The sequence below is a fragment of the Terribacillus aidingensis genome (assembly GCF_900215625.1).
GTDB classification, from domain to species: Bacteria; Bacillota; Bacilli; order Bacillales; family Amphibacillaceae; genus Terribacillus; species Terribacillus aidingensis.
Map to the genome: position 1 here is coordinate 581,523 of NZ_OBEK01000002.1, position 18,604 is coordinate 600,126.

Consider the following 18,604-nt stretch of genomic DNA (forward strand, 5'->3'; position numbering starts at 1 on the left):
TTCACTCCTCTATCCATTCTAATTCAGCAGAGTAAATACGCTGAGTCAGTCCATCTGTTTTTTCCAGAAGCAGCTCACCTTCTGCACCAATTCCTTGAAATACCGCCTCAAAAATGGCTGTTGGAGTCGTTACCTTTACTCTCCGGCCAAGACGGGAGGCAAGCTGCATCCATTCTTCCCGAATACTAGCAAAACCAGCTTTTGTGTAATGCGCATAAACGCTTTCAAGTTCTTTCCAAATGAGATGAATAAGCTCTTGGCGTTTCCATTCTTTTTGCGTCTCTATATGTAAAGATGTTGCCTTATCACGAATGTCCGGCGGCAAATCCTTTTCTTTCTGGTTGATATTAATTCCGATACCAAGCACGATATGATGAATATAATCCTGTTCTGCCTGCATCTCGGTCAGTATTCCAGCCAATTTCTTTTCGTTAAGATAGATATCATTCGGCCATTTTATTTCTGCGTCTATACCTTCTTTGCGAAAAGCTCTTGTTAAAGCTACCGCTGCCGCTAATGTTAGCTGTGCTGCTTCTCGCGGTCCAAATTCCGGACGGATAATCAAGCTCATCCAAATACCAGTTCCGGCCGGTGAATGCCAGCTTCTTCCCTTTGTCCCTTTTCCGCTCGTCTGTTTATCAGCAAGAACCACTGTTCCATGTGCAGCTCCTTGGTCAGCCAGCGCTTTGGCCAACATCTGCGTGGAATCAATTTCTTTTTCAAAGATGATCTTCCGTCCAATCCAGGAAGTATCAAGCTGCCAGTTAAGCGTATTTTTGCTTAATTTATCAGGCGACTGCCGCACTTGATAGCCTTTGCGCGGCACTGCGTCAATTTCGTAGCCATCTGCCTCCAATGCTTTCATATGCTTCCAAATAGCAGCTCTGGAGATGCCAAGCTGATCGGACAAATACTGGCCTGACACATATGCACCTTCATGCTCTTGCAGCACTCTGATTAGCCGGTTACGCGTCGTATCCATGAAGCACCCACTCCTTCAGCCGTTCTTTATCATTTGGTATTCGGTTTTCCACCACTGCTTTTTCAGCAGCTTGGAATAATTCACGAATCCAGCTGCCTTTTTTTCTGTCTGGGAACCAGCTGACAAAATCCCCGCCAGAAACAGCCAAGTCTGCACGCTGGTGGATTGGCAGTTTTGCTCTTATTCGCGCAACATCAGCTTGCACGTCTTTATCCTGATAAATCGCCATCAATCGGCAATACCCTGCATCTAAATGGGATGGCAGCTGGTAAACTGTCCAAGCTGCCAAATCACTTTGCAGCATATAAAACAACGCTTGCGCTTCTTGTTTAACGCTATTGGACAGTTTCCAATGTTTCACCCAGTCTGGTACAGATACACCGCTGTAAATGGCGCAAAGCGCAATCCATTCACTTAGTCCGCCGAGCGGCTGCATACGCTGCTCCAGCTTGTCAATTAGCGTAGGATGATCTTTAAAAACCGGCAATGCTTCCCACAGTTTTGCTTGCGAAAGCAAACGAACAGCTGTTTTAACATAGTCGCCGCAGCATAATTTCTCAAGCTCGATTGCAACGCGTTCGATAGCAATTCGGTTCAGCCACGAACGCTTGCTTTCCATCACCTCGCGGGCTTCCTGGTCCAATTGATAGCCAAGCTGGGAAACGAAGCGAACACCACGCATCATGCGCAGCGGGTCTTCTTCAAAGCGATCATATGCATTGCCAACTGTAATGAGCTGTTGTTTTTCGATTGCTTCTCTGCCGGAAAATGGATCTACCATCTGGCCATTTCTGTCCATTGCAATTGCATTAACTGTATAATCACGCCGTGCTAAGTCGGCTGTAATATCCGTTACAAACTCCACACGATCTGGATGCCGGTAATCCGAATAAGTTCCTTCAGTTCGAAATGTCGTAATTTCAAAGCTTTCCTTTTCATAACGAACTAAAACCGTTCCATGCTCAATGCCGACTGGAATAACTTTATCGAATACGTTCATGACTTGCTCCGGTTTGGCAGAAGTCGCTATATCCAGATCCCCGACAGACTTGCCGATCAAGTAATCTCGTACAGCGCCGCCGACCAAGTAGGCTTTATAGCCATGAAGCTCGAGTTCGTGCATTACTCGGAACGCTTTTTCAAATATTTTCATCGTAATACCTCTTCATAAATGGCTTCGTATTGCGCAACAATATGGTCCGAATGAAAGGCTTCTGCTGCGTGATGTATTGCTTCTTCGGAGAAGTTCTTCCACTTCTTCTCATCGGTCAGTAAATCCAAAGCGTAAGCTGCCATTAGATTCACATCTCCAAGTTCCGTTACAAAGCCATTTTTCTTATGCTGAATAACTTCCGGTATGCCGCCCACATCTGAGGCTATACATGGCACACCGCAAGCCATTGCTTCTAATAAGACAAGCCCAAAGCTTTCTTTTTCAGATGGCAGCAGCATCAAATCTGCCATATTCAGCAGTGCAGCTACATTGTTTTGTTTGCCCAGGAAAAGCACATTATCCTCTAGTCCCCGTTCCTGTACATCGCGAAGAATATCTGAGTACTCCGGTCCATCTCCTATTAGCAGCAGCTTGCTGGGCAGCTTTTCCTGCACATACGAAAAAACCTGTACAACATCCTGTACACGCTTTACCTTGCGGAAATTGCTTATATGTACGATCACCTTCTCATGATCCTCAATGCCAAATTGTTTCCGGATGTCTTTCACGTCGGTTGGATGATAAATTACTTCATCGATAAAATTATAAACCACATCAATCGGGCTTGTCACATCAAGCATCTCTCTCGTTTGCTTAACAAGACTTTCGGAGACTGCAGTCACTTTATCGCTCTCTTCGATAGCGTGGATAATCATTTTGCGCAGTCCATTATCAATACCAAGCACTGTAATATCCGTTCCGTGCAGCGTCGTCACGATCTTCACATCACGCTTGGCTATCGCTTTAGCCAAAATAGCACAGATTGCATGCGGTACAGCATAATGAACATGCAGCACATCAAGTTCCTCTTCATCAATAACTTCAGCCATCTTATTAGCAAGCACCAAATCATATGGCGGATATTGAAATACAGGATAATGACTCATTTCTACCTCGTGAAAAAATACATTTGGCAGCAGTGTGTCAAGCCGGAATGGGACACTTGACGTGATAAAGTGAATGTCATGCCCTTTTTTGGCAAGTTTTTTACCGAGCTCCGTCGCAATAACGCCGGAGCCCCCAAGTGTTGGGTAACAGGTAATACCAATTTTCAGTTTTTTCATAGATCAGGCTCACGATCCCGGATGATTTCACGCCAGTTAAAATCGCCTCTGTCTAGACCGCGGATAAAGATCTCGGCTGCCGCCAAGTTGGTTGCAAGCGGGATACGATGTACATCACACAAACGCATAAGGGCGCTCACATCTGGTTCATGCGGCTGTGCTGTCAGCGGATCACGGAAGAAGATAACCAAATCCATTTCATTGGTTGCAATACGGGCGCCGATTTGCTGATCTCCTCCAATCGGACCTGATTGAAACAGCTCCACTGGCAGGCCAGTTGCTTCCTTGATACGTGTTCCAGTTGTACCTGTCGCATAAAGCGTATGTTTCTTCAGCATTTCCTGGTATGCAACAGCAAAACGGACCATTTCTGGTTTCTTCTTATCATGAGCAATTAACGCAATATGCAATGCCAACACCTCAATCCAATATATTTTCCAAACCGTATGCTAACACGTTCATCTTCATGACACGTTCTACAGCAAGCTGTACACCAGACATAAAGGATGCTCGGTTAAAGGAATCATGCTTGACTGTAAACTGCTCTCCTGGGGCACCGAAAAGCACTTCCTGATGTGCTACAAGACCTGGCAGACGTACGCTGTGGATTCGCATGCCATCGAAATCTGCACCGCGAGCTCCTGCATGTGTTTCTTTCTCCTCAGGATGCCCTTGTTTAGCAGGCTCCCGTACTTCTTGAATTAACTGTGCCGTCTTAACAGCTGTACCGCTCGGAGCATCCAATTTCTGATCATGATGCTTCTCGATAATCTCTACTGTCGGGAAATACTTTGCTGCTTGCTTAGCAAATTGCATCATAAGCACTGCGCCGATAGCAAAGTTTGGCGCGATAATAGCTCCAATACCCTTCTCTTCGCTCAATGCGTGCAGTTCCTCCAGCTGTTCATCTGTGAAACCTGACGTACCTACCACTGGTCGAACAGCATGCTCTATTGCAAGCTTTGTATGTGTATAGCCTGTTTCCGGAACAGTCAAATCAATTAGCACATCTGCTTGCACCTCTGCGAAGCAGCGAGCAGCGTCTGTGTAGATGACCGCGTCGCTGGCTGTAAGCCCCTCGATATCTTTGATACGTTCTCCATCGTGCTTGCGATCAATCGCTGCAGCTAATTCAAAGTGATCTGTGCGCTCAATCAGCTGCAGCGCTTCCGATCCCATTCGCCCTCTAGGTCCTGCTACGATAACCTTAATAGTATCTTGTGTCATTTCAAACCATCCTCCTGTGTCTTCTTCGTCCATCTGTCTTTATCTCTTGTTTCAAATTTAGCCATGGATTTCTCGAATGCTTCAGATAAATCAATGTCCAGGGAATTAGCAAAGCATGTCAGCACAAAGATGATATCTCCGAGTTCATCTGTTACGGTGTTAGCTGCTTCACTTTTTTTCTTCGGTTTTTCGCCATATGTATGATTTACTTCCCTAGCCAGCTCCCCAACTTCTTCGGTCATTCGGGCAAGCATGCTGAGCGGAGAAAAATAACCTTCTTTAAATTGGGAAATATAAGCATCAACACGTGCTTGTATTTCCTTTGTTGTATATGTTGAACTCATCGCGATCTTCCTTTCGCTATATCATTACCATGTTAGCTTAAATGAGTCATCTTTGACAAATGTTTTTACCTGCAGGATAAATTTGTAGCGTCAGCCATAGTTGTCTATAATATAGAAGGAATTGTCACTTTTAGGAGGTAAGTTATGTTTAAACTGCGTTTGAAGAACATCTTGTTCATCCTGCTTGGCGCGGCTATCTTTTCGTTCGGTATTGTGCATTTTAATATTGCCAACAAGCTTGGAGAAGGCGGATTCACCGGTATCACACTTATTTTGCTTTTCGAATTCGACTGGGATCCAGCTATTACGAATTTAGTGCTGAATATTCCGCTGTTTCTGATAGGCTGGAAGTTCCTTGGCCGCACAACATTTGCATATACCATTATCGGAACAGTTGCTGTATCTTTGTTTCTGCGATTGTTTCAGACGTATTCCTTCCATATTGACTTAGGCAATGACCTCTTAATTGCTTCGCTCTTAGCGGGGGTTTTTATTGGCGTTGGGCTCGGAATCATTTTTCGTTTTGGAGGCACAACTGGCGGCGTCGATATTATCGCTCGCCTGGCAAATAAATATGTCGGCTGGACAATGGGACGTACGATGTTTATGTTCGATGCTGTCGTAATCGTCACTTCCGTTCTTACTTATCTGGATTTGATTCGCGGCATGTATACACTTGTTGCCGTATTTGTTGGTGCACGAGTCATTGACTTTATTCAAGAAGGGGCCTACTCAGCCCGAGGAGCTACTATCATTTCCAACAAAAGTGCCGATATCGCCAATCAAATCCTCAAGCAAATGGACAGAGGTGTAACAGTACTTGATGGCCGCGGCAGCTTCACAGGTGAAAAACGAGATGTTTTGTACTGCGTCGTAGCCCGTAATGAAATTGTCCGGCTGAAAGCGATCATTACATCCGTTGATCCGCATGCTTTTGTAGCTTTAAGTGAAGTGCATGATGTGATGGGAGAAGGATTTACACTTGATGCAGAAAAAAAACCGTATCAAACAGACTAAGCTCACAGATGCATCTTGGGCGATGAATTGGTACAGTAAAGAAGACTAAACGAATGGGGTGAGCAAATGGAACTTTCCGGTAAGAAAGTACTTTCTTTTGTAAGTGACGATTTCGAGGATCTGGAATTATGGTATCCAGTTTTACGATTGCGCGAAGCTGGTGCAGAGGTTCATTTAGCAGGTGAAGCTGCTGACACGGTCTACAAAGGAAAATACGGCGTTCCAGCAACGTCTGATATATCTTTTGAAGACGCAGACCCAGACCAGTATGATGCGCTTCTCGTGCCTGGCGGCTGGTCGCCGGACAAGCTGCGTCGATACAACAGTGTGTTAGCTATTACACGTCATTTCCATACGCATAAAAAAGCGATCGGCCAAATTTGCCACGCTGGCTGGGTGCTCATCTCTGCCGGCATCCTGGATGGTGTAAACGTCACCAGCACACCTGGCATAAAAGATGATATGACAAACGCCGGAGCCACTTGGCATGATGAAGCAGTTGTTGTGGATGGACATATCGTCAGCAGCCGCAGGCCGCCTGACTTGCCCGACTATCTTCGTGAACTGATCAAAGTGATACAAGCTCAATAACAAAGCATGCACATATTTCTACGTGATGAAAAAAATCCAAACGATGCTGTTGTAAAAACACAGGGTTGTTTGGATTTTTAATTGGCTAAAACGCTATCCCAGCCTTACTTTACGCAGTAATTCTTAAGGCGCTGTTAAGCCCAGCTTGCACCAACAATGATCAATAGAATAAACAAAACAACGATCAAATAAAATCCTGCATTTCCTTTTCCGCCTGCACTCATGTTTGAACACCTCCTGCTCCAGTGTTAGAACATCTTATGTAAAAAGCGATTGTATGGTTGGGCGGCTGCTAGGAAACAGGATTTCAGGAAATTGTTAGATGGCAAAATACACGCATCCACCTCCTCTATGTGCGCACAAAAAAAACACCCCGAAGGATGTTTTTTTATTAATCTTCATTACCGCCGACAAAGAACATAAGGATGAAACGAACAAGCTCAGCTACAGCTACTAGCGCTGCGGCTACATAAGTCATTGCTGCTGCATTCAATACTTTCTTCGTCGCACGCTCTTCATCGTTACGGATGACGCCTGTTGATACGAGCTGCGTCATTGCCCGGTTTGAAGCGTTAAACTCGACCGGCAATGTAACGACTTGGAATAGTACCGCGATAGAGAATAGCGCAATACCCCATCCTACAAGACTGAGTGCTCCAAAAATTGCACCTGCGATAATCAAGAAGAAGGAAAGGTTATTCCCCCAAGCTGCTGCTGGAGCAAGCGCTGTACGGAACTTCAGGAAGCCATATCCTTCCGCATCCTGTATTGCGTGTCCAACCTCGTGGGCAGATACTGCCGCAGCTGCCATAGAATGACCATGGTAGTTGCTGCTGGAAAGACGAACAACTTTGTGACGAGGATCATAGTGGTCGGACAATAGTCCGCGCGTCTCTTCGATCTGCACATCATATATACCGTTATCATCTAAAATCTTTCTTGCGACTTGTGCACCAGTCATAAGCGATGACGTCTCTACTTTTGAATATTTCTTGTACGTGCTCTTTACCTTCGATTGCGCCCACAAAGGGATAATCAGAAGCAGTGCTATATAGATAATATAAGCACCTAGTGACATTATGCATTCCTCCGTAAAATGGTTTATGGAACAACTTATTAAGGTCAATTTTAGTCAAGATTCCGAAAAAAATCAACTATTACGATCCCTGTTCACACTTTTGTCATTTTCTGCTCGGTATTTTTTATAGCCGACATAAACCAGTGTGCCGACAATACTTGCACTAATACAAAGTATTCCCCAGAACTTTGCAGTATCATAACTGTTTTTTTCCGGGACAGTGACCGTGTATAAATACGCAGGCAATACATAATCTTGTTGATCAAGCGTTTGATTAAAATTGTCGTAAGATGACGATTGAGCCTCTGTATGTGTTGGCTGCAGAATAGTGGCAACGTTGGCAACGATAAAAAAAGAGGCTGTCAGAACAACAATGACGAGAAGCAGCTTTTTCATCAGCATCCCCTCTTTTTTAGGTGTTCCTACAGCCTATGCAATGGTAATTAGTTGTATGACAGCATCCGCCTTAATTAACAGAATTATCTTTCCGCTGTGTAGCAATATAACCGACTATAATGGAAAGAATGCTCAGCCAGAACGTAAAATAACCTATTTCGTTACTATAATCCGCTGTCAGTCTGCCATAAATCGGCATCATATCAAACACATAATCAATAATATCATTATGCAGAACGACGATTGCTGCAACAGCTAAGTGCTGAAGCTTCACTTTATAGAGCGGCGCATAAAGCAATCCTTGGACTGCCATCGCTAAATGAGATGCAATCAGCATATACCCTTGCCAGGAAAGCGTTCCATTCATAGCGAGCGTCAGCAAGTTCATCACAACTGCCCAAATGCCATATTTAAATAATGAAACGACAGCAAGTGCTTCAATATAGCCATTATGTTTTCCTGCCAGCAGCAGTCCTAAGAAAATAGTAAAAAAGAGACTAGCTGTCGGACTGTCTGGTACAAAAGCCCGAAATACAGCCGGTGTTATTTCGAGCTGCCAACCGTACCATATATACCCGTAGATTGTTCCAAACAGGTTAACTATAAATAAAAGCATGATTATGTACCGATGAAAAAGAAGCTGATAGATCATAGACGCGTCCTTCCCTAAAACTGTTATGTATTTGCTGCTTTCTATTTTAGCAGATAATATCTTCTCTATCTGAAGAATATGAATAGAAAAAGAAAAAAGATGCGCAGATTTGCGCATCAATTTAGATGTGTTCGATTATACTTTCCTCTTCTTCTTTCAATTGTTTCATCGCCCTGCTCAGCAAGCGGAATTTCTTTTCGTCTCTCTTATCAAGCGCTAAATCAATTGCTTCTTGCAGCTTTCTCTTTTTGTATTGAAAATGGGATGCATCAAGAAGTCTAGTTGCCAGCTGCCGGTCTTCTTTTGTTACATAATGATCTTCCGGCAGGAAAGGATTGTCTTCCAGTACCGCAACATATTCCATGCTTTGGTTAGCATTCTTGAAATTGAGTTGAATATAAACAGGGTCTTTCTTGTTCATGCGAATATCATGGAATGATTTTTCCGCATCGGTTGTAACGATATTGTCTTTATAAAACCGAAATGGTACTTCCTCTGAACAATGGGCTGATATGATGATTCCTCTGGGACTGAATCTTGCTTCACGAATAAAATGAACATTATCAAGAAATGAATCATGATTGATTAAGTAATTCAAGATCCAGACACTTTCCCTGCGCTTCAATTGGTAATTGTCTAAGAACCAGCGAATGAACGTTTTCTTATCCTGCATGGTAACGGAAATATGCATATGTGCCCCCTCCCAGAAAGCGAAATGATTTCAATTCAATGCATTTATTGAGACAAGAGCCGATTGATATTCTCTTCGACTTCGATATCAGATGGCTCCAAACGAAGATACTCTTTAAGTATTTCGACAGCCTGCTGCATCCTCCCTTCTTCTAATAAGAAATATCCATATTCTTTTAGAAAATCGCTATCATCTTTGAAGTTAGTATATGCTTCCCCATAAGCGTTTAATGCCTCTTCAAACGATTCCGTTTCATTATAGGCACGCGCCAATTCCCATCGATAAGCTGCATCTTCTTCATCTGTATCCAATACATGCGTCAATAATTCAATGATTGCTTCATGGTCTTCATCTAACTTGAAGTTCTCAATCAAATATAGAACGGCTTCTTTATAACCTGGATCCAGCGCAATCGCATGACGAACAAGATAATAGCTGCGATCATTTTTCCCAAGCTGTCTGGCAAGTCGGCCTGCGGTAAAGTACAGCTTCTGGTTAAATTCATCCAATGACAGCCCTTTTTCTGCTGTTTCAAATGCTTTTTCCATCAACCCTTCTTCTTCGTACGCTTTTGCTAAGTATTCATAAACAGAAAGATAATCCGGCTCTTGTTTGACTAACTTTTCCCACGTGCTGATTGCAATATCGTATCTCGATAATTTGAATGCTGTAAATCCATAACTGAACAGCTGTTCCACATCATCTACGTCTGTTTCCTGGTAGTAAGTCAAAGCTTTCTCAAATTCACCAGTTGCTGCATACGCCTCTGCAAGCCGGAGCGCAATATCGATATCCCCCATTGCTGTTTGTATTTCGTATACTTTTTCATAATACGTAATAGCTTTCAAATAAGAACCAGTAGATAAAGCAAGTTCTCCTAATGCTAAATCAAGCACCGGCTCTGAGGGATCAAATCGTTTTGCTGCCAGCAGCTTTTGCTCTGCTACTTCAAATAATCCTTGTGCTTCGTACAAATCAGCGAGCTGCATTTGGGCAGGAACATAAAATTCTTCATCTTCTACAATTTGATCTAGCTTATCAATTGCTTCTTGGTCTTCATTCAAATCAATAAACAGTTCAGCCAGCATCATTTTGAGTTCCATTTCATCCGGGAACATTTGCTCCAATTGCAGCAAAACAGTTTTTGCTTCCTCGTGCAGTCCCCACTGCATATACAGTTCTGCTATCGTAAACTTTTCTTCTTCACTTGCAGAAGGCAAATACGCTTCCAACGTATCGACTGCTTCTTGTGGTTTATCATTCTCCATAAGAGCTATTGCTTTACTTAATTCTTCCATTCTAAACACTTCCTTCTATTTAACACGCCTATTGGCTTTTGCTTCTTTCTTCAGTGTAACCCAAAGCTAGTGTTTACGCACAGCAAAAAAGCCTGATTCCCTTTTAGGGAATCAGACATTATCTGTTTGAAGCACCTTTAGGTCGTTAAAGAAACCCGGGTAAGAGATGTTAATACTGTCCGCATTTTTTAATATCGTTTCTCCATCAGCAATTAAACTAGCAATACTAATCATCATGCCAATACGATGATCACCAAAAGAGTCAGCTTCTGTTCCTTGCAGCGTTTGGTTTCCCTTGATAACAAGTCCATCCGGAGTCGTGTCCAATTCCGCTCCGAAACTTCGCAGTGTGCTGGCAATCGCTTCAATACGATCGCTTTCTTTATAGCGCAGCTCTTCTGCATCTTTTATTATTGTTTCCCCTTCTGCCTGTGTTGCAAGCAGTGCTAAAATCGGCAGCTCATCAATCAGACGCGGAATTACACCGCCTCCGATCTCTGTTCCTTTTAAAGGACCATATCGGACTGTAATGTCACCTATCTTTTCGCCTGCTTCTGTCTGGTGCTCCCGGATCTCAATTGCTGCGTCCATAGATTGCATCACATCCAAAATACCAGTGCGTGTAGGATTTAGTCCGACATTTTTTAAGGTCACGTGACTGCCAGGTACAAGACATGCGGCTACCAAGAAGAATGCCGCCGAGGAAATATCACCCGGCACATATACATCAGCTGCTTGCAGTGTCTGTCCTCCTACAATGGTAACAGTCGTTCCACTTACATCCACCTGGGCTCCGAAGCTGGTGAGCATCTGTTCTGTATGATCTCTTGTTTTTACAACTTCAGAAATCTTTGTCTCACCTTCTGCTAATAAGCCGGCCAGCAGTAACGCCGATTTCACTTGCGCACTTTTGACTGGTGTATGATATGTTAAGTTAGATAGCTTTTGTCCATCAACTGCCAAAGGCAGATATTTTCCTTCTGCACGTCCGTTGATTTTTGCGCCCATTTGCCGTAAAGGAAGGACGACACGGTCCATTGGTCTTTTCGTCAACGATTCATCACCGTATGCAGTAATGTGAAATGGCAATGCTGCAAATACGCCAAGCAGCAGACGTGCAGTCGTGCCGGAATTGCCAAAATTAATCGGCATGGTTGGTTCTTTAAAACTATCTTTCCCGTCACTAATAATGGTAACTGTATGTCCTTCTTGCTCAATCGTGACACCAAGCGCTCGGAATGCATCAATTGTACGAAGACAATCTTCTCCATCCAGAAAATGACGAACTGTTGTACGGCCTTTGGCAAGTGCGCCAAAAATAATGCTTCGATGTGAAATCGACTTATCACCTGGAACAGTTATCGTACCTGTCAGTTTTTTTGCAGCCGGCTGCAGTTTTATATTTGTCAATGCTATCATCCTTTTAATCTTGTATCTTCACTTCGTAGCCGAATACTTCCAAAACTCCTTTTGCCTTCAGCTGCATTTTTTGTTCCGCAAAGCTGAGACGAAGCACACCTGTCAGCCCTTCGCGAAGCTCGAGTATTTGAATATTGACAATGCTCAAACCAGCATCCGCTATTATAGCAAGTACTTTTTGCAGGGCACCTGGCTGATCCGTGATGTCGACGTACAAGTCATAATAACCTGGAATGGCACCTTTTTTTCGCGGTTCTAATCCATCTCGATAATTTTTCGCATCAGTAAGATACGTATGAATTTCCTCACTCTTATCCTCCGCAAGAAGCGAACGAAAAGTTTGCATTTCCTCAATCCAGTCATCCAGAAGCACGGCCATCTTTTCTTTGTTTTGGAAGAAGATATCCTGCCACATGCCCGGATTACTAGAAGCAATACGTGTGATGTCCCGAAAACCGCCTGCGGCAAGCTTTGGCAAAAAGCTATGTTTTGCTTCCCACTTTTTCGCCTGCTGCACGAGTGCAGATGCAATCAAGTGCGGAAAATGGGAAACAACACCTGTCATCTCATCATGCTCATCCGCCGTTAACGTAATAAACGTACTTTTCGTTCCGGACAACAGTTGTTTGAGTCTGTCGATATGCACATCTGTTGCTTGCTGCACCGGCGTCATCACATAAATAGCATTTTCAAAAAGATGCGCCTTGGAAGCTTCAATTCCTTGTTTGTGAGAGCCAGCCATCGGATGACCGCCAACAAACGTAATTTTGCCTGAGCGCATAGCAGCTGCCTGCTGAAATATCGGACCTTTAACAGATGAAACGTCTGTAACTAGCACGTCTTTTTGCAAGTCCATGCTATCGAGCTGCAGGAGCAGCTCAACAGATTTGGAAACAGGAGCTGCTAACAGAATAATGTCAGCCTTACTAGCAGCTTCTTGAAAAGAAGTCATTGCTTCATCAATAATATGATGCTGAAGTGCATATTCCAATGTACTTTCCCGCTGGTCCACTCCAATTAGATGCACATCTTGATGCATGTGTATATTTCGGGCAAGCGAGCCCCCGATTAAACCGAGTCCTGCGATTACGACTGTTTCCATTTCAGCTTTCTTTCACACTAGTCAGGTATTGGTCGAGCAATACAGTAAAATCTGTCATATCTTTTTCATTGCCAATTGTAATGCGGACACTGTTCGGAATACCAAGCGCATCGCCGGAACGGATGATATATCCTTTGGAAAGCATATGCTGGAACAGTTCATCACCGCTGACAGGCAAGTCATAAATTAAAACAAAGTTTGTATGTGACTCATAGTATTTGATTTGATGCGCATCGCAGAAAGCTAAGAAACTATGTTTTACTTGATTGTTCTTCGCAATAGATTCTTTAATAAATTGCTGATCATCAAGTGCGACAATGGCGGCTTTTTGAGCGATGGTAGTATTGTTGAACGGACTTCTGACTACATTGATTTTATGGATTACGTCCGGATGACCGATTCCGTAACCAACACGCAAGGCGGCTAATCCGTATGCTTTGGAAAATGTCCGAAGTGTTAATAGATTCGGATATGTATCCAGAGCAGCTAATGTATCAAAGTAATCATCTGTCTCCAAGAATTCGATATAAGCTTCATCAGCTACAACCAGCACTTCTGGAGGAACTTGGCGGATAAAGCTCTCGAAATCGGCTTTGTTTATATGGTTGCCCGTTGGGTTGTTTGGCGTACAAAGCCATACAATACCCGTTTTTTCATCGATTGCGTCCAGCATTGCCGGCAAATCATGAAATCCATTTTTTGTTTCAATCGCTCGGACTTCTGCTCCTTCAATTAAAGCATGGTGCGGGTATTGAGAGAAAGATGGATGTGCCATTACTGTGTTCAAGCCAGGCGCAAGGAAGGTACGGCAAATCATCATAATAATTTCATCGGAGCCAGCACCCAATACAAGCTGATCCAGATTAACACCATAACGCGCAGCCAGCTTTTCCTTTAGTGCAGTTCCGTACCCATCTGGGTAAATCTCCTGCTCATCCGCAAAAGCGGGCAGCGCCTCTCTTACTTTAGAAGAAAAACCATACGGATTTTCGTTAGAAGCCAGTTTTACAATTCGATTCAATCCGAATTCCTTACGTACTTCTTCCATCGGTTTTCCTGGTTTGTAAGCTGTCAATTCATTTAAAATCTGTTTTGCTTTCATTGATGCTCCTCCTTTAGGTCTGGACGCAGCTTCATTGCTTGCCCGTGATAGACGTGATGAATGTTCTTCTGTGAAAGATCGGTACGTGCTGTCAGCATAACTCGAATACATTTTGACAGACCGCTCTCGATGGCCAGTTCTTGCATGCACATGACAGGAACATATGTCCAGTCATCGCGAAACAAACGCAATGCCTTTGCCGGGAACGTTTTTGTTAAATCAGGTGTTGCCGAAATCAATACTTGCACAACATCTTCTGGTTCGATATTGTTCTTGGATACCATTTCTTCCAGCATAGCTGCTGTTGCTTTAATTATTTGTTTCTCGTCATTCTCCTGTACAGTCGTTGCCCCGCGGACACCACGTATCATACTCAGCTCATCCTTTCAAGGAAAGATGTAACGGCACGAGAAAGCGTATCGTGATCAACCTTCTCTGTTACCGGCTTTCCGATTTCCCGAAGCAGTACCATATGTACTTCTTTGTTTTCTGACTTCTTATCCATTTGCATTCTCTTGATTAGTCTTTCAGCTGAAAATTCAGGTAATTGCAAAGGATACTCGTTTCGCTCGAGCCAGCGGCGGAATTCACCCAGCCGTAAGTCTGTGCCAAATTTTTCTTCGCTTAATTCCAAAGCAAAAAGCATGCCGATGGCAACTGCTTCCCCGTGCGTAAAGGTGCCGTAGCCTGCTTCAGCTTCAATGGCATGACCGAGCGTATGACCCAGGTTTAAAAATTTACGCAAATCGTTTTCTTTTTCATCCGCTTCGACAATCTTTGTTTTCACTTGAATACCCAGAGATAAATCCTGTATAAGCTGTGCTTGATTTTCTTTATCAAGCTGTTTTCTTTCAAGAAGATCATGCAGGAAGTCTGTATCGCCGATATAAGCTTCCTTGATTAATTCCGCGTACCCGCTGCGCACTTCTTTTTCTGGCAATGTCGAAATTGTTTCAACATCATAAACTACAGCTGTCGGAGGATAGAAACTGCCAATTAAATTTTTCCCTGTTTCATGATTGATTGCCACCTTGCCGCCGACACTGGAATCATGTGCAAGAATAGTAGTTGGAAGCTGAACAAAGTCAATACCTCGCATATAGGTGCTTGCGACAAAACCTGCTAAGTCCCCAATCACACCGCCGCCGAGCGCAAGGACTAGCGCTTTGCGGTCCAGTCCTGCCTCAAACATGCTATCCAATAGTTCAAAATACATATCCTTGCTTTTCGCTGCCTCACCAGGTTCAATAATCTTGACCGTAACATTGGCTGATGGCTGAAGCGAAGCAACATACTCATCCAAATAATGCGGCGCAATCGTAGTGTCTGTCACGACAAATACCGATTGATAGGTTTTTGGCAGGAATGCAGCAAGATTATGCCGGATACCCGCCCCTACAGAAACGTTGTAACTAGATTGACTTGCTTGGACTGTAATTTGTTCCATTTAAAACACCCGGATTTCTTCCCGGTAGTTTTTGATCGCTTCTTGCAGCTTTGGAAATTGATCATTCGGGAACTGCTCTAAAATTGCCTTTGCAATCTCAAATGCAACCACATGCTCCATTACCAATGCAGCAGCAGGTACAGCACAGCTATCGGAACGTTCAATACTCGCATTGAACGGCTCCTTCGTCTCAATGTCTACACTTTGCAACGGTTTATAAAGTGTTGGAATAGGTTTCATAACGCCTTTGATTACAAGCGGCATTCCTGTTGTCATCCCGCCTTCTAAGCCGCCAAGACGATTAGTTTTTCGGTAATATCCTCTTTCTTCTTCCCACGCAATCTCATCATGCACCTGACTTCCCGGCAATCTGGCAGCTTCAAAACCAATCCCGAATTCCACGCCTTTAAATGCATTAATACTCGATACCGCTCCAGCAATTCGTCCGTCTAGCTTTCGGTCATAATGAACATACGACCCAATTCCAGCCGGAAGACCTTCGACATAAACTTCCACAACACCACCAATGGAGTCACCATCTTTTTTCGCTTGGTCAATTGCTTCTACCATCTTTTCGGCAGCTTCTGGATCCAGACTGCGCACAGACGAAGCTCTGGAGATTTTATTTCTTTCTTCATATGTATATTCCGGGTACTCAGCAGCTTTGATACCGGCAATTTCTTTTGTATAGCCGACAATATGTATGTCAAGTTCTGCTAAGATTTTCTTAGCAACCGCTCCAGCTGCCACACGTGCAGCAGTCTCCCGAGCAGACGATCTTTCCAGCACATTCCGCATATCACGATGGCCGTATTTCAAAGCTCCATTCAAATCAGCATGTCCAGGTCGCGGACGGCTGACAATACGTCGGACGGCTTGCGGATCTTCTACTGGGTCTTCTCCCATTACATCAATCCAATGCTTGAAATCATCGTTATGTATAACAAGCGCAATTGGCGAACCAAGCGTGTATCCGTGACGCACACCGCCAACGATATCAACTAAGTCTTTCTCGATTTGCATGCGTTTACCGCGCCCATGCCCCTTTTGTCTCTCTAGCAAAGAAGCGTTGATATCAGCGGCAGTCAACGGTAGATAGGAAGGAACACCTTCTAAGATAGTTGTTAGCTGTTTACCATGTGATTCACCTGCAGTTAAGTAGCGCATCTATATTCCTCCGTTGTTTGTAGTTCTTTGTAATTTTATTTACTATAACATAACTCGTTTCTTATGTGGGAACTATTCTGACAATATTTCCGTTTCTGTTCTTTGCATTTATTTTCTAGTCAAATTGTCAAATACCTGCCGAAGTTCTCCCATACGCACTTCTACTTTTTGAGATGCCGCTTCTACTGTATAACCGTCTTCGATTAATTCTTTCATTAAGACGATTTTCTTAACCATGTAATAATCAAACCTTCTAGTAGTGTGGGCTTGTTCTTCGACACTCTTAATATACCCTTTATCTTCCCAATAGCGCAGTTTACGAATTGGAATATCAGTAATTTTGGCAGCCTCCCCAATAGTCACCGCCATTTGCTTCAGCAGACTGTAATCAATGTCGTCCACTGTTTTCACCCCTTTATCTTCAATTAATGCCTATTATACGTCATATTGGACATTTGACAACTTAGGAAGATTAGATATAATAATTGGAGATTAGTTACAAAAGGAGTACAATCATGCTTGTAAATTTAAAAACACATCGTATTGTCTGCAGTTTGGTGACTGCAGCAATTATGACTGCTATCATTTCTTTCACTTTAACAGCGGTTAATTCAGGATTGCATGCTTTTCCTTATCATACGTGGTTCCGCTCTTGGATTATCGCGTTCCTGCTCGTTTTCACCATCTCTTTCTTCCTTCCTAAGCTGGTACATCGCCACGTATCAAGAATTGTGAGAATTAAGGAATAGAAAAAACCAAACACGCTGTGATTTTAAATCGCAGTATCGTTTGGTTTTTTCTATAGCAGCTATGGCTTATTATTGTTTTTGATAAAAGAACGTATCGACTGCTTTCATTCCATATACGCTAGGATTGAAGATCTGCTCGGTGCTGCCGACAAACAGATAGCCATTGTTTGCCAGCGACTGGCTGAATTTATGGTAAATGTTCGCCTTGGCTTCTTCTGTGAAATAAATGAGTACATTTCGGCAAATAATCAAGTCATAGTTTGTTTCATAAGCGTCTGCAAGTAAATTATGCTGCTTAAATTGAATATGCTGCTTTAACTCATCTTTGATCTGATAAATCGGACCATCTTGTGTAAAGTAAGCAGATTTAATGGCAGCCGGCATCTCTTTTAATGCGCGATCGGTATACTTGCCGTTTTGAGCTGTCTCTAACACCCGCTGATCTAAATCTGTTGCATGTATCGTATAGGACGTTCCTTTTGCATAACGGTCTAAGAGGATGGCCAATGTGTATGGCTCTTCGCCAGTAGAACAAGCAGCGCTCCATATTTTTAAAGGCTTCTTTCTTTTCAGCAATTCTGGAAGAATACGCTTCTCCAGCACTTCCCACCGTTGATAGTTACGGTAAAATTCAGACACATTGATTGTCATGCGGTCAAGGAACTCATCCATTAACGACGCATCCCCGCGTATAGCTTGGAAATACATCTTGAAATCGGCAAATCCTTTTTTTTCCCGCAGTGTAGTTAAACGCCTTTTCATTTGGGCTTCCTTATATTGAGACAAATCAATGCCTGTACTGCCTTTTATCTGTTCTACAAAGTATTCATAATCAGCTGACATGTTACGCTTCCCCTGTCTGTCTATATGTATGTAGTTCTATCATACTGTATAAAAGGCAGACTTGGTAGCTGAAAATAATAAAAAAGTAGTAGATATTGTTGCTTTTTTTCTAGGCTCCTAGCAGAGAACGATTATAATAACTTATACTATAGATAGCTCCAATATACTACAAACCACTTTCAAACTAAACTAACTTCATGACTTATTGCGCTACAAGCTTGT

Annotated in this window: 23 protein-coding genes; 3 read left to right on the forward strand and 20 right to left on the reverse strand. The window is 43.2% G+C overall.

What is annotated here, in order from left to right:
* Position 1 precedes the first annotated feature (1 nt).
* The 6 genes from CRO17_RS08175 to CRO17_RS08200 are packed head-to-tail and all read right to left on the reverse strand — an operon-like array spanning position 2 to position 4,830.
* Entirely contained in the window at positions 2 to 982 is a 981-nt protein-coding gene (locus CRO17_RS08175) for a biotin--[acetyl-CoA-carboxylase] ligase (protein ID WP_097041108.1), read from the reverse strand.
* Entirely contained in the window at positions 966 to 2,135 is a 1,170-nt protein-coding gene (locus CRO17_RS08180; protein ID WP_097041111.1) for a CCA tRNA nucleotidyltransferase, read from the reverse strand. The genes CRO17_RS08175 and CRO17_RS08180 overlap by 17 nt, the downstream gene beginning before the upstream one ends.
* Positions 2,132 to 3,259 carry an N-acetyl-alpha-D-glucosaminyl L-malate synthase BshA gene (gene bshA, locus CRO17_RS08185; RefSeq protein WP_097041113.1) on the reverse strand — a complete coding sequence of 376 codons (1,128 nt, stop codon included), beginning with the start codon at positions 3,257 to 3,259 and terminating at the stop codon, positions 2,132 to 2,134. Before bshA ends, CRO17_RS08180 begins: the two co-directional genes overlap by 4 nt.
* Positions 3,256 to 3,669, reverse strand: a complete 414-nt coding sequence (gene mgsA, locus CRO17_RS08190) for a methylglyoxal synthase (protein WP_097041115.1) — start codon at positions 3,667 to 3,669, stop codon at positions 3,256 to 3,258. The genes bshA and mgsA overlap by 4 nt, the downstream gene beginning before the upstream one ends.
* Positions 3,670 to 3,679: 10 nt before the next feature.
* Positions 3,680 to 4,486: a 4-hydroxy-tetrahydrodipicolinate reductase gene (dapB, locus tag CRO17_RS08195; protein ID WP_245864719.1), complete on the reverse strand. Its 807-nt coding sequence runs from the start codon at positions 4,484 to 4,486 to the stop codon at positions 3,680 to 3,682.
* Positions 4,483 to 4,830 (reverse strand): nucleotide pyrophosphohydrolase, encoded by a 348-nt coding sequence (locus tag CRO17_RS08200; protein ID WP_097041119.1) that lies wholly within the window; start codon positions 4,828 to 4,830, stop codon positions 4,483 to 4,485. The genes dapB and CRO17_RS08200 overlap by 4 nt, the downstream gene beginning before the upstream one ends.
* Positions 4,831 to 4,974: 144 nt before the next feature.
* Between CRO17_RS08200 and CRO17_RS08205 the strand changes: the two genes are divergently transcribed.
* Both CRO17_RS08205 and CRO17_RS08210 read left to right on the forward strand, forming a co-directional pair.
* Positions 4,975 to 5,847 (forward strand): YitT family protein, encoded by an 873-nt coding sequence (locus CRO17_RS08205; protein WP_097041121.1) that lies wholly within the window; start codon positions 4,975 to 4,977, stop codon positions 5,845 to 5,847.
* 66 nt (positions 5,848 to 5,913) lie between these two features.
* On the forward strand, positions 5,914 to 6,438 hold the full coding sequence (locus CRO17_RS08210) for a type 1 glutamine amidotransferase domain-containing protein (protein ID WP_097041123.1): 525 nt from the start codon (positions 5,914 to 5,916) through the stop codon (positions 6,436 to 6,438).
* 134 nt (positions 6,439 to 6,572) lie between these two features.
* Here the strand turns inward: CRO17_RS08210 and CRO17_RS08215 are convergent, their stop codons facing one another.
* The 13 genes from CRO17_RS08215 to CRO17_RS08275 all read right to left on the reverse strand — a co-directional run bounded on the left by CRO17_RS08215 (position 6,573) and on the right by CRO17_RS08275 (position 17,192).
* Positions 6,573 to 6,662, reverse strand: a complete 90-nt coding sequence (locus tag CRO17_RS08215) for a YjcZ family sporulation protein (RefSeq protein ID WP_097041125.1) — start codon at positions 6,660 to 6,662, stop codon at positions 6,573 to 6,575.
* A gap of 167 nt (positions 6,663 to 6,829) precedes the next feature.
* Complete coding sequence (locus CRO17_RS08220) at positions 6,830 to 7,516, reverse strand: zinc metallopeptidase (protein ID WP_097041128.1); 687 nt, start codon at positions 7,514 to 7,516, stop codon at positions 6,830 to 6,832.
* Positions 7,517 to 7,588: 72 nt separating this feature from the next.
* Positions 7,589 to 7,912: a sporulation protein YpjB gene (locus CRO17_RS08225; RefSeq protein ID WP_179636921.1), complete on the reverse strand. Its 324-nt coding sequence runs from the start codon at positions 7,910 to 7,912 to the stop codon at positions 7,589 to 7,591.
* A 70-nt stretch (positions 7,913 to 7,982) separates the two neighbouring features.
* The gene (gene lhaT, locus CRO17_RS08230) at positions 7,983 to 8,564 is read right to left on the reverse strand and encodes a lipoprotein heptaprenylglyceryl N-acetyltransferase LhaT (RefSeq protein WP_097041960.1); all 582 of its coding nucleotides are present in this window, start codon (positions 8,562 to 8,564) and stop codon (positions 7,983 to 7,985) included.
* Positions 8,565 to 8,685: 121 nt separating this feature from the next.
* Positions 8,686 to 9,255, reverse strand: a complete 570-nt coding sequence (locus CRO17_RS08235) for a ReoY family proteolytic degradation factor (protein WP_097041132.1) — start codon at positions 9,253 to 9,255, stop codon at positions 8,686 to 8,688.
* 44 nt (positions 9,256 to 9,299) lie between these two features.
* Positions 9,300 to 10,553: a tetratricopeptide repeat protein gene (locus tag CRO17_RS08240; protein WP_097041134.1), complete on the reverse strand. Its 1,254-nt coding sequence runs from the start codon at positions 10,551 to 10,553 to the stop codon at positions 9,300 to 9,302.
* A gap of 111 nt (positions 10,554 to 10,664) precedes the next feature.
* Entirely contained in the window at positions 10,665 to 11,963 is a 1,299-nt protein-coding gene (gene aroA / locus CRO17_RS08245; RefSeq protein WP_245864721.1) for a 3-phosphoshikimate 1-carboxyvinyltransferase, read from the reverse strand.
* A 13-nt stretch (positions 11,964 to 11,976) separates the two neighbouring features.
* Complete coding sequence (locus CRO17_RS08250; RefSeq protein WP_097041138.1) at positions 11,977 to 13,074, reverse strand: prephenate dehydrogenase; 1,098 nt, start codon at positions 13,072 to 13,074, stop codon at positions 11,977 to 11,979.
* 1 nt (position 13,075) lies between these two features.
* Entirely contained in the window at positions 13,076 to 14,176 is a 1,101-nt protein-coding gene (gene hisC, locus CRO17_RS08255) for a histidinol-phosphate transaminase (protein WP_097041140.1), read from the reverse strand.
* Positions 14,173 to 14,547, reverse strand: coding sequence for a chorismate mutase (gene aroH / locus CRO17_RS08260; protein ID WP_097041142.1), 375 nt, complete (start codon positions 14,545 to 14,547; stop codon positions 14,173 to 14,175). Before aroH ends, hisC begins: the two co-directional genes overlap by 4 nt.
* Positions 14,548 to 14,549: 2 nt before the next feature.
* Positions 14,550 to 15,623: a 3-dehydroquinate synthase gene (gene aroB, locus CRO17_RS08265; protein ID WP_097041144.1), complete on the reverse strand. Its 1,074-nt coding sequence runs from the start codon at positions 15,621 to 15,623 to the stop codon at positions 14,550 to 14,552.
* On the reverse strand, positions 15,624 to 16,790 hold the full coding sequence (aroC, locus tag CRO17_RS08270; RefSeq protein ID WP_097041146.1) for a chorismate synthase: 1,167 nt from the start codon (positions 16,788 to 16,790) through the stop codon (positions 15,624 to 15,626).
* A gap of 108 nt (positions 16,791 to 16,898) precedes the next feature.
* Complete coding sequence (locus tag CRO17_RS08275) at positions 16,899 to 17,192, reverse strand: MerR family transcriptional regulator (protein ID WP_245864723.1); 294 nt, start codon at positions 17,190 to 17,192, stop codon at positions 16,899 to 16,901.
* Between the two features lie 113 nt (positions 17,193 to 17,305).
* On the opposite strand from CRO17_RS08275, the gene CRO17_RS08280 reads away from it, so the two are divergent.
* Positions 17,306 to 17,539 carry a DUF2798 domain-containing protein gene (locus CRO17_RS08280; RefSeq protein WP_097041148.1) on the forward strand — a complete coding sequence of 78 codons (234 nt, stop codon included), beginning with the start codon at positions 17,306 to 17,308 and terminating at the stop codon, positions 17,537 to 17,539.
* A 69-nt stretch (positions 17,540 to 17,608) separates the two neighbouring features.
* Here CRO17_RS08280 and CRO17_RS08285 read toward each other — a convergent pair whose 3' ends face one another.
* On the reverse strand, positions 17,609 to 18,382 hold the full coding sequence (locus CRO17_RS08285) for a CheR family methyltransferase (RefSeq protein WP_097041150.1): 774 nt from the start codon (positions 18,380 to 18,382) through the stop codon (positions 17,609 to 17,611).
* Positions 18,383 to 18,604: the final 222 nt, after the last annotated feature.